This window comes from Streptomyces sp. NPDC054783 (assembly GCF_053611725.1).
This window is the reverse complement of record NZ_JBSHAY010000024.1, coordinates 1-12,019: the sequence shown is the minus strand read 5'-3', so window position 1 is coordinate 12,019 and position 12,019 is coordinate 1. Positions and strand designations below refer to the sequence as shown.

Sequence of the window (12,019 nt, the reverse complement as noted above, 5' to 3'; positions counted from 1 at the left end):
GCCGTGGCCTACTGGCACACGGCTTGCGCACCAAAGGAGGCGGGGCAGTGATCCCGATGGAGATCTACAGGAGCAGCAAGAAGGCTGCTGCTGACGCGCACGAGGTGCTGTGTCAGGCGCTGCTGGCGATCGGGATTCCGAAGCGGGATCTTGGTTGGCTGGCTCCGCGCGTAGCGCCGGACGGGCGTCCGATGGTGGCCTTGGGAACGTGGAACGCTGACGTGGTGCAGAAGGTAGCGGCGCATCTGATGGCGTCACCTGCGCAAGTCCAGACGGCGCCGGACGGCCGCGTCGTGACCGACCACACCTGCGTGAGCCGCGAGGAATAGACCCCGGCTCGCTGAAGACGGCGAATCAAGGCTCAGCGAGTCGGCTGCCCCGTCTGTGCGTCTCCCCCCGGCGCATGGGCGGGGCTCTCTGCTGTTTGAGCCTGTGGTGCCGTGATGGCGCGCTGTGGGCACACCGCCGGCCGGAGAGGCTTTTGGGCGGGAGCTGCCATGGGGCGAGTGAACAGGGGGCCTTACGCTCGCCAGCGGATCGGGCAGTCTTTGGGACCTGCCCGCAATAGTCCGATCGGCCCCCTGTTCTTCGAGGCTCGCCCCATGGTGGCTGCCTAAAAGCCTCGTAGGCCGTCGGCCCCAGCCCGAGAGGGTGAACATCAGCCTCGTCCCTCCGGAGCGGGGCCGAGTCGCCCGATGCCGCGCGGGGCGGGCTCTTGGGCTGGCGGTGTGGGTGTCGTGGTCCGGGTCGGTGGCTGAACTGCTGGAGGCCGTGAGCCTCGGGCCACAGTCCTCGGGATCGGGGCGGGCAAGGTGGGTCGTGCTGGATCTGGCGCACGTCTTCGGGGTCGCCTGATGTGCGCCGGGGCGGCGGCGCCCCGGACCGGACCGGCCGAAGGCCGCATGCCGGGCCGGGGTGCGGCAAGCCGTCCCGGCGGCGCGCCGAAGGCGCGCCCTGGAAAAAGTAAAGCCAGATTCCGCCACGCCCCGATCCGCTGACCGCTCCCGGCCCCCGATGGGCCGTGGCACGCTGCTAACGGCCGGACAGACACGCTCAGTTCACCGCTACCGGGCCGTACGACTTTCCCTCTCCGGGCGTGCCCTCAGATGCCCTGCCTCCGGCGTAATTCGGTTGACAATCGGGCCCCGCTCCGACTCGGTACCTGCGATGCGGTTCGTACCCGTTGATGCCGTTCATTTCCCGTACGTCCATCACGAAAAATCACAGGCCCCTGCCGGTAGCAACTCATATAATTCCAGGGCAAGTTGGCTGCGCCTGATCAGGGCGTATGCAGGATAAGCGCCCTGTAAGCGCAAAGGAGAGAAGCCATGAACACCCGCTACCTACTTCCTGACTTGAGGCTCTGGAGGCCGCGTCATGTCTGCCGAATCCGGCAACAGCACGACACGCAAAACCCGCCTGTCCGCCGCGTCGTCCGTTCCGGGCGAGCGTTCCGGCGTGCTGGCGCGCGAACTACGTCTACAAGCTCTCTCAGAGGCGGACCGTGACCTTATACGGCTCGTCAGTGATCCGCTCTATCCGCGCTGACGGGAGCAGATCAAAGCCATCGGTGGCTGTGCCCATCCGATTTACCTGTCCGGCTCCACGGTCACCCGTGACGCCATAACAGGTGAGGTGATCTCGTCCTACTCGACCGCCGGGGAGCCTGGTGAGCGGCTGGCCGTGCGCTGCCGTAACCGGCGTGCCTCGGTGTGTGAGCCGTGCTCTCGCCTGCACGCGGGAGACACCTTCCAGCTCGTTCGTGCGGGCCTGTCCGGCGGCAAGGGCGTGCCCGATGCGGTGAAGGATCGCCCACGGCTGTTCGTCACGCTCACCGCCCCCTCGTTCGGGCCGGTGCACCGCGTACTGGACGGAGAACCCTGCCGTCCTCGCCGTGATGATCCGCGCTGCGAGCATGGGCGGCGGCTTGGCTGCGGCCTGGTGCACACCGAAGATGACCCGCTGGTGGGTCTGCCTCTGTGCCCGGACTGCTATGACTACGTGGGCCATGTGCTGTGGCACGCGCACGCCGGGCGGCTGTGGGACAGGTTCACCACCGCCGTGCGCCGGTATCTGGCCTCGGCCGGTGGGGTACCGCGCTCGAAGCTTGGTGATCACCTGGTGGTGTCCTTCGCCAAGGTCGCCGAGTTCCAGCGGCGCGCGGCCGTCCACTTCCATGCCGTCGTGCGCTTGGACGGCTCGGACGGTCCCGGCTCGTCGGCTCCGGCCTGGGCGAGTGAGGACGTGTTCTTGGATGCGGTCGAACATGCCGCTGCTTCGACCTTCGTCACAGTGCCCGACTCTGACGCGTACGGCACGGAACGACTCGGCTGGGGAGGGCAGTTCGACGCCCACCCCATCCGGCCCTTCCCCGACGATGATGTTCCGTCAGATGCGGCCGTTGCTGGATACGTGGCGAAGTACGTGACCAAGGGGGCGGCCGAGACGGCCGGCGGCCTGGACTACCAGGTCACAAGCCTGGAGGACATCCGCGCGGCAGTCGTCAACGGCCACGTACGGGCCCTGATGGGTACCTGCTGGCGCCTGGGCGGCCTGGCGGAACTGGAACACCTCCGGCTGCGCCCCTGGGCTCACAGCCTCGGCTACCGGGGCCACATCCTCACCAAGTCCCGCCGCTACTCCACTACGTACGGCGCACTGCGCGAGGAACGGGCCGACCACCGCCGGGCTGGGGCCAAGCCCGTGGACGACCCGAACGCGGTCACGGAATCGGCCTGGCGCTACGTCGGCTCCGGCTATACCCCCGGTGAGGCGGGCATTGCCCTCGGGATCGCTGAAGATCACGCACAGAGTCTCCAACTGGGCAGGGAGGCGCGGGAGGACGCACAGAAGTGGGGTGAGTGGCTGTGAGGGGCGGTAGCAACCTGCTCATGACCCCGGATGAGGCAGCGGCAGAACTCGGTGTGACGAAGCGTGTCCTCATGGACTCGTACCGGCGCTGGGGCATCCCGTTCCTCAAGGTCGGCAGCATGTCCGGTTCCGAACTCGCGATCTGCACAACTGGGTTGAGGCACGCATGCAGCGAAGCTAGGCTGACGACCAGTCACTAACCGATCAACATGCGAAGGGTTAACAAGCGTGGCGACCATCAAGAAGGAAGACTGCACCTGCCCCCGGCGCAGGAAGCCCACGTGCCCTCACAAGCCGTACCGGGTGACGTACCGGGAGCCCGGGGGCAGGGCAGGCAAGCCGCGACAGGTGTCCTTCAAGAAGCTCGAAGACGCGGAAGCTTTCGCGGTCAAGGTCGAGCGGGACAAGGACTTGGGGACCTACATCAACCCCAAGGCGGGGCAGCGGACGTTCCAGCAGGTCTGGCATGAGTGGGTTGAGGCGGGAACTCTGGAAGAGTCATCGAAGAGGAACTATCAGAGCGTCTACGACAACCATTACGGACCGTTCTTCGGGAACAAGCCCATCGGCAGCATCACTCCTACGACAATTCAGGAATGGGAGGCGGATCAGAAAGAGCGCGGCTACAAGGAGACCGGAATCAACGGGCGAAAGAACGTGCTATCGTCCGTTTTCAACTATGCGGTAGCTGCCGAAATCATCGGCCGTAATGCGTGTAAGAAAGTGAATCCCCGTCGTCGTTCGGGGCAGCAAATGACCCCAGTCACCGACGAAGACATCCCGACCATGGAAGAGGTTCTGGGGATCATCGCGGAGGCTCCGAAGCTCATCCGTGCTGGATTCTGGGCCATGGCAGGCTGCGGCACGCGTCCAGGGGAGTCCTTGGCGCTGTCCGATGAGTCAATGGACTGGGAGCGCAGCGTACTCGCTGTGGATCACCAGGTGTCGGCCTACGGCTGTCAGGAGATCTCTGGCTATCGCCGTGGCGTCAAGAGGGGCACGAAGCACCGTGCGTTCGAGCAGGCCCGAAAGACTCCCGTGCCCGAATCAATCAACGAGATCTTCAACGATCACATTGACGCCTTCGGGACATGGGGAGATCGAGGTTGGTTTTTCGAGTCTCCTCGGCTGAATGATCGCCACCCGTCGTACGACTGGTTCCTGGACCAGTTCAAGGCGGCGGCCAAGCTGGCCGGGACTCCGCAGTACACCCCGAAGAGCTTCCGGCACTTCTTCGTCTCCGAGGCCATTCACGCTCAGATCCCGCTCTTCGAGGTGGCGGCGTGGGTTGGGCACCGCACCACTCGGACCACGGAACTGGTGTACGGCCACCTCGTCCGCCGCGCCATGAACCGCGGCGCCCGCACCATGCACAACCGCCTGGGCCTCAAGCTGGAGCCGTTCAAGGGGCTCATCGTCCCGCCCTCGGTGACGCCCTCTGAGGACGACATCGAGGACTGGGACGACGTGGCGTAGGTGGTTCGCCGTGGCCGCGTGCGGACCTGGTGCAGACTTCGGACCGGATCGGTCGACCTCTCAGGCGCGGCCGGACTCGTTCGCAGTGTTCAGGATGTTCACACTCCGAAACATTGCTGACGGGCACCCGTGAGACACGGAAGCGACCTGCCCGGGCTGGGCCTTTCCGCAGTTGAAGGCCCCTCCTAGCACGTAGGTCTGGGGGCCTCCGACAGCCTCCATGGAGCCCCAGAACTGAGGGGTGACCCCCTGATATGCAAAGTCCTTGACCTGCCCCTCAAGGCGGCCGTTCCGGATCATGTATGCCCTCTGACCCGTAAACTGGAAGTTGTACCGCTGCATGTCGATCGACCAGGACCGGTCGCCGACCACGTAGATGCCGCGGTCGACACCCCCGATCAGATCCTCGGTGGACAGCCCCGCCGGGTCGGGCCGCAGGGAGACGTTGGCCATGCGCTGCACCGGCACATGTGCGGGGGAGTCGGCGTACGCGCACCCGTTGGACCGGTCGAAGCCGGTGAGCCGGGCGATCCGCCGGTCCAGCTGGTAGCCGACCAGCGTGCCGTCCTTCACCAGGTCCCAGGACTGCGCCTGGACGCCCTCGTCGTCGTACCCGATGGTCGCGAGGCCGTGCTCGGCGGTGCGGTCCCCGGTGACGTTCATCAGCTCGGAGCCGTACCGCAGCTTGCCGAGCTGGTCGAAGGTGGCGAAGGAGGTGCCGGCGTAGGCGGCCTCGTAGCCGAGCGCACGGTCCAGTTCCGTCGCGTGCCCGATGGACTCGTGGATGGTCAGCCACAGGTTGGACGGGTCGACCACCAGGTCGTACAGGCCCGGCTGCACGCTCGGCGCCCGCATCTTCTCGGCGAGCAGCTCCGGGATCCGCTCCAGCTCCTCGTCCCAGTCCCAGCCGGTGCCGGTCAGGTACTCCCAGCCCCGCCCGACCGGCGGCGCGAGGGTGCGCATCGAGTCGAACTCGCCGCTGGACTCGTCCACCGACACGGCGGTCAGCTGCGGATGCAGCCGCACCCGCTGCTGGGTCGTCACGGTCCCGGCGGTGTCGGCGTAGAACTTGTTCTCGTGGACGGTGAGCAGGGAGGCGTCCACGTGGTTGACGCCCTTGGCGGACAGCAGCCGCGTGCTCCAGTCCGTCAGCAGCGCCGCCTTCTCCTCGTCCGGCACGCAGAACGGGTCGATCTCGTACGACGACACCCACGTCCGGTCGGCGTGCACCGGCTCGGCGGCCAGCTCCACGCGCTCGTCGGAGCCCGCCGCCTTGATGACCTGCGCGGACAGCTTGGCCATGGCCACCGCCTGCGAGGCAACCTTGGCGGCCGCGTCCATGGTCAGGTCCACACCGGAGGCGAAGCCCCACGTACCGCCGTGCACGACCCGTACCGCGTAGCCGAGGTCGGTGGTGTCGGACGATCCGGCGGGCCGGGCGTCCCGCAGCCGCCAGGACGCGCTGCGCACCCGCTCGAACCGGAAGTCCGCGTGCTCGGCCCCGAGCGCACGCGCGCGTGCCAGCGCGGCGTCGGCGAGCGACCTCAGCGGAAGCGCCGTGAAGGCTTCGTCGATGGAATGAGGCACGGAGGTCTCCCTGCTGTCGTGGCCTGTCGGGTCCGATCATGTCGTGGGAGCGGCCCGGCGGACCACATGTTTCGAGCCCGGACCGGGACGGTTCTGTAGGGACCCGACAGTGACTCCCGCTCGCCACTGTCGGTGCCCGAATGCCCACGCGCCCGGCCGTACCGATAGGTTTTCGGTGAAGCCGCCTGTCATCCAGGTGTTCGGGCGGGTTGTCCGACATCTGCAGACCGCTATCGAAAGGGTGATCCGTTGAGCCGCTCGGTTCTCGTCACCGGAGGAAACCGGGGCATCGGCCTCGCCATCGCCCGCGCGTTCGCCGACGCCGGCGACAAGGTCGCCATCACGTACCGCTCGGGTGAGCCGCCGGCCGGTTTCCTGGCCGTCAGGTGCGACATCACCGACCAGGAGCAGGTGGAGCAGGCCTACAAGGAGATCGAGGACCAGCACGGTCCGGTCGAGATACTGATCGCCAACGCCGGTGTCACCAAGGACCAGCTCCTGATGCGCATGTCCGAGGAGGACTTCACCTCGGTCATCGACACCAACCTCACCGGCACCTTCCGCGTCGTCAAGCGCGCCAACCGCGGCATGCTGCGCGCCAAGAAGGGCCGCGTCATCCTGATCTCGTCCGTCGTCGGCCTGCTCGGCTCGGCGGGCCAGGCGAACTACGCCGCCTCCAAGGCCGCCCTCGTGGGCTTCGCGCGCTCCCTCGCCCGTGAGCTGGGCTCGCGCAACATCACCTTCAACGTCGTCGCGCCCGGTTTCGTCGACACCGACATGACCAAGGTGCTCACCGACGAGCAGCGCCACAACATCGTCTCGCAGGTGCCGCTCGGCCGTTACGCGCAGCCGGAGGAGATCGCCGCGACGGTGCGGTTCCTCGCCTCGGACGACGCCTCGTACATCACTGGAGCCGTCATCCCCGTTGACGGCGGACTGGGAATGGGTCACTGATCACCATGAGCGGAATCCTCGAGGGCAAGCGCGTCCTGATCACCGGCGTGCTGATGGAGTCCTCCATCGCCTTCCATGCGGCCAAGCTGGCGCAGGAGCAGGGCGCGGAGATCATCCTGACGGCGTTCCCGCGGCCCACGCTGACCGAGCGCATCGCCAAGAAGCTGCCGAAGCCGACCAAGGTCATCGAGCTGGACGTCACCAACGACGAGCACATGGGCCGGCTGGCCGACGTCGTCGGTGAGGAGCTGGGCGGCCTCGACGGTGTCGTGCACTCCATCGGCTTCGCGCCGCAGGACGCGCTCGGCGGCAACTTCCTCAACACGCCGTTCGAGTCGGTGGCCACCGCCATGCACGTCTCGGCGTACTCCCTGAAGTCGCTGACCATGGCCTGCCTGCCGCTGATGCAGAACGGCGGCTCGGTCGTCGGCCTGACCTTCGACGCGCAGTTCGCCTGGCCGCAGTACGACTGGATGGGTCCGGCCAAGGCCGCCCTGGAGGCGACCAGCCGCTACATCGCCCGCGACCTGGGCAAGCAGAACATCCGCTGCAACCTCATCTCCGCCGGTCCGATCGGCTCCATGGCCGCCAAGTCCATCCCGGGCTTCGGCGAGCTGGCCTCCGTGTGGGACACCCGCTCCCCGCTGGAGTGGGACCTGAAGGACCCGGAGCCGGCCGGCCGCGGCATCGTCGCCCTGCTGAGCGACTGGTTCCCGAAGACCACCGGTGAGATCATCCACGTCGACGGCGGTCTGCACGCGATCGGCGCCTGATCCTCGTGCCTGACGCCCCGTTTCCCGCAGCGCGCGGGGAACGGGGCGTCACCCGTTCGGCCCACCTGTCGGGCGCCCCCCGGTCCCGGCGGCGCACCCTGGATTGAGCGTTCACCTCACGCGTTCCTCCCCAGCCCGGCCGAGGAGGTCCCCTTGTGCGCCTGTCCCGAAGCCTGGCCCCGGTGACCGTGGCCGTGGCCCTCGTGCTGTCCCTGCCGTACGACGCGATGCCCTACGCGCGCGTGGACGACGCAAAGCCCCCCGCGCCGAGCCTCTTCGGGGCCTCCTGCCGTACGACCGTCCGCGGCTCCCATGTCGTGGCCTACTGCCACAATCCCTATGTCGACACCGATCGCGTGCGTCTGCACATCGAGTGCGCCCGCTGGTGGGACATCGACACCGACAGCGCCCCGGTGGACACCGGACCCGCCATGACCGTACGGCTCACCGGCCGGTGCTGGAAGGAGGTCCGCTCGGTGTGGATCAGCCACCAGAACGAGCACTGAACCGGCTGGATCAGTCGGCGGAAGAGGCGCCGAACCGGCCCGGCCGGCACAGGAAGGGATAGCTCGCGGCCTCGGCGGCCGCCGCCTCCGCGTCCCCGGCGTGGATCGCGTCCAGCAGGCGCGTGTGGTCCATGTACGTCTCCGGAGTCAGCTCCGCGCCCACGTCCGCGCGCAGCCAGTCCCGCAGCACCTCGCCCAGATCGGCGTACATCGCGGTGATCACGTCGTTGTGCGAGGCGGCCACGACGGCCAGGTGGAAGGTGGCGTCGGCGGTCACGAAGGCCTCCGCCTCGCCCGCCTCCCAGGCCACCTCGCGCCGGTCCAGCAGCGCGTCCAGCTGCTTGAGGTCCTTCTCGGTGCGCCGCTCGGCGGCCAGCTTCGCCGCGGCCGACTCCAGTGCGGCGCGCAGCTCGGCGATGTGCCGGGGATCGGCGTCGGCGAACCGGCGGTGCATCACACCGGCCAGCTCGCTCGTCGCCACCACGTAGGTGCCGGAGCCCTGCCGGATGTCCAGCAGCCCGTTGTGGGCGAGCGCGCGGACGGCCTCGCGGACGGTGTTGCGGGCGACGCCGAGCTGCTCGACGAGCTCCGGCTCCGTCGGGATGCGCGAGCCGACCGGCCACTCGCCTGAGGTGATCTGGTTGCGCAGTTCGGCGATGACCTGCTCGGACAGCGCCGAACGGCGCGGGTGGCTCAAGGGCATGGCACACCTTCGCACGCGAGGCCCGGGCGGGGACGCCCCGGGACCGGAGAACCGAATGGACAACCAATCATCCCATGATTCTATGATGGGTCTCATGGCACGTGAGGAAACCCGGACAGTGGACACCCGTACGGCGACGTCACCGACCGAAGGCGGCACGGCCGCCACGACGAGCACGCCCGGGACGACCCCCGGCGCCGCCCGCACGCGCGCGTGGGCGACCCGTCTGGTCGTCCTGGGCATCGTCCTGTCCGCGCTGAACCTCCGCCCGGCCATCACCAGCCTCGGCGCGCTCCTGGAGGAGGTCCGCGACGGGCTCGGCATGAGCGGCAGCGTGGCCGGACTGCTCACCTCCGTGCCCCCGCTCTGCTTCGCGGTCTTCGGCGTCACCGCACCCCGGCTGGCCCGCCGCTTCGGCCCGGCCGCCGTGGTGTGCGCCGGCATGGCCGCCATCACCGCCGGCCTGCTGATACGGCCGTTCGTCGGCAACACGGCCGGGTTCCTGGCCGCCAGCGCGCTCGCCCTGATGGGCATCGCCCTCAGCAACGTGCTCATGCCGGTCATCGTCAAGCGCTGGTTCCCCGACCGGGTCGGCTCCATGACCGGCCTGTACTCGATGGCCCTCGCCCTCGGCACCTCCCTCGCCGCCGCGGTGACCGTGCCCCTGACCGACGCCCTCGGCGGCAACTGGCGGTCCGGCCTCGCCGTGTGGGCCGCCCTCGCGGGCACCGCCATCCTGCCCTGGCTGCCGCTCCTCCGGGAGCGCGGCAGCGACACCGCGCCCGCGAGGGCGGGGCGGCAGGCGCGCGCGGAGGCACAGGGCGGGGAGGTACGACGCCCGGAGGCACGGCAGGCGGGGGCGCGGAAGGTGGGGGCACGGAAGGTGGAGGCGCGGCAGGATGGGGTGGCGGCACAGCACGCGCCGCTGCGCATCACCCGCAGCCGCACCGCCTGGGCGCTCGCCGTCTTCTTCGGCCTCCAGGCCACCGCCGCCTACATCACCATGGGCTGGATGCCGCAGATCTTCCGCGACGCCGGCGTCCCGGCCGGCACCGCGGGCGTGCTGCTCGCCGTCACCATGGTGATGGGCGTGCCGCTGGCCTTCGTCATCCCCCGGGTCGCCACCCGGCTGCCCCATCAGGGGCCGATCGTGCTGGTTCTGGGTGTGTGCGGGCTCGCCGGGTACGCAGGCCTGTACTTCGCTCCGGCCGCCGGCGCCTGGGCCTGGGCGACGCTGCTCGGCGTCTCCAACTGCGCCTTCCCGCTGGCCCTGACGATGGTCGGCATGCGCGCCCGCAGCGGGCCGGGCGTGGCCCAGCTGTCCGCGTTCGCGCAGAGCACCGGCTATCTGATCTCCATCCCCGGCCCGCTGCTGGTCGGCGTGCTCTACCAGCAGAGCGGCGGCTGGGGCCTGCCGATCGCCCTCATGGCGGGCCTGATGCTGCCGCAGATGGCAGTGGGCTTCCTGGCGGGCCGCGACCGCACGGTGGAGGAAGAGGCGACCGCACACTGACTCGCAGGACGGGCTCGGGCTGCGGCGACGGACTGTCGCGTGTGGACGGGCTCGGTGGGTGGCGCTGGCCTGACCCGTGCGGACCGGCTCGGTGGGCGGCGACGCGGTGCCGCGCAAGGACGGGTGGGGGACGAGGACGGGGCGCGAGGCGGTGAGGGGCTGATCTGCGGACGGTCCGGCCCGGAGGGCAGCGTGCCGATCTGCGCCGAAGGGACCCGGCAGCGTGTGACGCGCCGACCTCCACGGCCGGTGGCAGGCCGGTGCGGATGGGGCTGTCGGCCTTCGGCGAGACCGGCCTGAGAGGGGCCGGCACGCGCCGGCGGGTCGGGGCGGAGACAGTGCCCTCGTCGTCCGTGGCAGGCGAGCCGGGTGGCCGGCCGGCTCCCGGGGGCGTGTGCGATGACCGACCCGTCCGGCGGTCCGGGCAGGTCCGGGCAGGACGACACCTGGCCCCGGCCGCCCTCTGGGGAGCGGAGGGTGCGAGACTGGGCGCATGCAGCCTGTGCTCGACCCGAACCCGCAGAACGGTCAGAAGAAGATGCTGATCGTCTTCGGCTCGTTCTTCGCCATCTTCGTGATCATCGCCGTCATCGCGACCCTCGCGTCCCCCTGACGGCCGCGTCCCGGCCCGCCTCTCCCGGCGGATGGTGGGGTTAGCTCCACCATCCCCTAGGGGGAAAGGGTCAGGGTGAACTGGGTGGAAGTCCGGATGGGTTGGCGGCCCCGGATTCCGTAACTTCGAGATGTGACCGCACGACACGGTCACGGACACCCCGAAGACCCACGGAGGCGATCATGCCGGCCCGCACCCACCCCCGGCCCCACCCGGCGACCACGGGCGGCGTCGACATCCGGCTGCCCTGGTGGGCCCTCGCCCTCCCCGCGCTCGCCTTCATCGCACTGCTGGCGCTGATACTGAACCCGTCGGACGCCCACGCGGCGAGCGGCGACCCGGCGATCACGCACCTCTTCGAGCGCGCCCAGCAGCTCCTCGCGCGCTGACCAGGCGCCCCGTACGCGGTGAATCCGCATGTCAACTCCCTGCGCCGCATGGTCTGTTTCATGCGAAGCTGGGTCCCATGAGCGCCGCAGAACCTCGCAGTATCGTCCTCCTCCGGCATGCGAAAGCCGACTGGCCCCAGGTGTCCGACCACGAGCGCCCGCTCGCCGAGCGGGGCCGCATGGACGCCGCGGTCGCCGGACGCAAGCTGGCCGACACCGGCATCACCTTCGACCTCGCCCTGTGCTCCACCGCCATCCGGACCCGCGAGACCTGGAAGCTCGCCGTCCACGAACTGGCACACCGGCCGAGGACCATCTACGAGGAGCGGGTCTACGAGGCCTCGCCCGGTGAACTGATCGCCGTGCTGAACGAGACCCCGGACGACGTGCGGAACGTGATCCTCATCGGCCACAACCCGGGCGTCCACGGCCTGGCCGACATCCTGGCCGGCACCGCCGAGGGCGACGCCCGCGACCGGATGAACCGCCGCGGCTTCCCGGCCGCCGGTTTCACGCTGCTGTCCTTCGACGGCCCCTGGAAGAGCCTGGAGCCGGGCGTGGCCACTCTCAAGGACTACTGGGCACCCGCCGAGTGACCCCGCCCCTGCGGTGGGGGCCCGGCACCTCCAGGTGC

Annotated in this window: 13 protein-coding genes; 11 read left to right on the top strand and 2 right to left on the bottom strand. The window is 69.3% G+C overall.

The window, feature by feature from the left end:
- Nucleotides 1-47: 47 nt before the first annotated feature.
- The 4 genes from ACWGJ5_RS32415 to ACWGJ5_RS32400 all read left to right on the top strand — a co-directional run bounded on the left by ACWGJ5_RS32415 (nucleotide 48) and on the right by ACWGJ5_RS32400 (nucleotide 4,347).
- Nucleotides 48-329, top strand: coding sequence for a hypothetical protein (locus tag ACWGJ5_RS32415; protein ID WP_453313186.1), 282 nt, complete (start codon nucleotides 48-50; stop codon nucleotides 327-329).
- A 1,048-nt stretch (nucleotides 330-1,377) separates the two neighbouring features.
- Nucleotides 1,378-1,548, top strand: coding sequence for a hypothetical protein (locus ACWGJ5_RS32410; RefSeq protein ID WP_453313185.1), 171 nt, complete (start codon nucleotides 1,378-1,380; stop codon nucleotides 1,546-1,548).
- A 9-nt stretch (nucleotides 1,549-1,557) separates the two neighbouring features.
- Entirely contained in the window at nucleotides 1,558-2,871 is a 1,314-nt protein-coding gene (locus tag ACWGJ5_RS32405; RefSeq protein WP_453313303.1) for a replication initiator, read from the top strand.
- A 348-nt stretch (nucleotides 2,872-3,219) separates the two neighbouring features.
- Nucleotides 3,220-4,347, top strand: a complete 1,128-nt coding sequence (locus ACWGJ5_RS32400) for a tyrosine-type recombinase/integrase (RefSeq protein WP_453313184.1) — start codon at nucleotides 3,220-3,222, stop codon at nucleotides 4,345-4,347.
- Nucleotides 4,348-4,407: 60 nt separating this feature from the next.
- On the opposite strand, the gene ACWGJ5_RS32395 is transcribed toward ACWGJ5_RS32400, so the two are convergent.
- Nucleotides 4,408-5,934 carry a TldD/PmbA family protein gene (locus tag ACWGJ5_RS32395; RefSeq protein ID WP_453313183.1) on the bottom strand — a complete coding sequence of 509 codons (1,527 nt, stop codon included), beginning with the start codon at nucleotides 5,932-5,934 and terminating at the stop codon, nucleotides 4,408-4,410.
- A 249-nt stretch (nucleotides 5,935-6,183) separates the two neighbouring features.
- On the opposite strand from ACWGJ5_RS32395, the gene fabG reads away from it, so the two are divergent.
- The 3 genes from fabG (at nucleotide 6,184) to ACWGJ5_RS32380 (ending at nucleotide 8,167) form a co-directional block, all read left to right on the top strand.
- A complete protein-coding gene (gene fabG / locus ACWGJ5_RS32390) occupies nucleotides 6,184-6,888 on the top strand; it encodes a 3-oxoacyl-[acyl-carrier-protein] reductase (protein ID WP_453313182.1) in 705 nt (234 codons plus the stop codon).
- Nucleotides 6,889-6,893: 5 nt separating this feature from the next.
- A complete protein-coding gene (gene fabI, locus ACWGJ5_RS32385; protein WP_351617521.1) occupies nucleotides 6,894-7,661 on the top strand; it encodes an enoyl-ACP reductase FabI in 768 nt (255 codons plus the stop codon).
- A 155-nt stretch (nucleotides 7,662-7,816) separates the two neighbouring features.
- Nucleotides 7,817-8,167, top strand: coding sequence for a hypothetical protein (locus ACWGJ5_RS32380; RefSeq protein WP_453313181.1), 351 nt, complete (start codon nucleotides 7,817-7,819; stop codon nucleotides 8,165-8,167).
- A 10-nt stretch (nucleotides 8,168-8,177) separates the two neighbouring features.
- Here the strand turns inward: ACWGJ5_RS32380 and ACWGJ5_RS32375 are convergent, their stop codons facing one another.
- The gene (locus tag ACWGJ5_RS32375) at nucleotides 8,178-8,870 is read right to left on the bottom strand and encodes a FadR/GntR family transcriptional regulator (RefSeq protein ID WP_453313180.1); all 693 of its coding nucleotides are present in this window, start codon (nucleotides 8,868-8,870) and stop codon (nucleotides 8,178-8,180) included.
- An 82-nt stretch (nucleotides 8,871-8,952) separates the two neighbouring features.
- On the opposite strand from ACWGJ5_RS32375, the gene ACWGJ5_RS32370 reads away from it, so the two are divergent.
- From ACWGJ5_RS32370 to ACWGJ5_RS32355, 4 genes are all read left to right on the top strand, one after another.
- Nucleotides 8,953-10,383 (top strand): CynX/NimT family MFS transporter, encoded by a 1,431-nt coding sequence (locus ACWGJ5_RS32370; RefSeq protein WP_453313179.1) that lies wholly within the window; start codon nucleotides 8,953-8,955, stop codon nucleotides 10,381-10,383.
- A gap of 493 nt (nucleotides 10,384-10,876) precedes the next feature.
- The gene (locus ACWGJ5_RS32365; protein ID WP_279617406.1) at nucleotides 10,877-10,996 is read left to right on the top strand and encodes an SGM_5486 family transporter-associated protein; all 120 of its coding nucleotides are present in this window, start codon (nucleotides 10,877-10,879) and stop codon (nucleotides 10,994-10,996) included.
- A gap of 182 nt (nucleotides 10,997-11,178) precedes the next feature.
- Nucleotides 11,179-11,385 carry a hypothetical protein gene (locus ACWGJ5_RS32360; RefSeq protein ID WP_453313178.1) on the top strand — a complete coding sequence of 69 codons (207 nt, stop codon included), beginning with the start codon at nucleotides 11,179-11,181 and terminating at the stop codon, nucleotides 11,383-11,385.
- A gap of 77 nt (nucleotides 11,386-11,462) precedes the next feature.
- Nucleotides 11,463-11,981: a SixA phosphatase family protein gene (locus ACWGJ5_RS32355; RefSeq protein WP_453313177.1), complete on the top strand. Its 519-nt coding sequence runs from the start codon at nucleotides 11,463-11,465 to the stop codon at nucleotides 11,979-11,981.
- The last annotated feature ends 38 nt before the right edge of the window (nucleotides 11,982-12,019 follow it).